The following is a 416-nucleotide window of genomic DNA, read 5'->3' as shown; positions in this document are numbered from 1 at the left end:
GGCTATGGCCGCGAAGGCTCGATCCACGGCATCGACGAATATGTGGACGTCAAGACGGTGACGCTGGCGCTGAAATAGCGCCGGGTCGCCGGGCCTGTAATTCGCCGCGCTTCTGCGGCATAAGCCCGCGATGAAGTTCCTCGACCAGGCCAAGATCTATATCCGCTCCGGCAACGGCGGCGCGGGCTCCGTGTCGTTTCGACGCGAGAAATTCATTCCGAACGGCGGGCCGGACGGCGGCGACGGCGGCAAGGGCGGGGATGTCTGGATCGAGGCGGTCGACGGTCTGAACACCCTGATCGACTATCGCTATCAGCAGCATTTCAAGGCCCAGACCGGCCACCACGGCCAGGGGCGCCAGATGCACGGCGGCAAGGGCGAAGACGTGCATCTGAAGGTGCCCGTCGGCACCCAGG

1 pseudogene is annotated in these 416 nt (G+C 65.1%); it reads left to right on the top strand.

The features are described 5' to 3' along the window. Positions 1–130 precede the first annotated feature (130 nt). Positions 131–416, top strand: a pseudogene (gene obgE, locus JWG43_RS21050) (GTPase ObgE); the annotation flags it as partial.

This window comes from Desulfobulbus alkaliphilus, assembly GCF_016918545.1.
Taxonomy (GTDB): Bacteria; Desulfobacterota; Desulfobulbia; order Desulfobulbales; family Desulfobulbaceae; genus Desulfobulbus; species Desulfobulbus alkaliphilus.
This window is presented reverse-complemented; position numbering and strand designations above follow the sequence as displayed.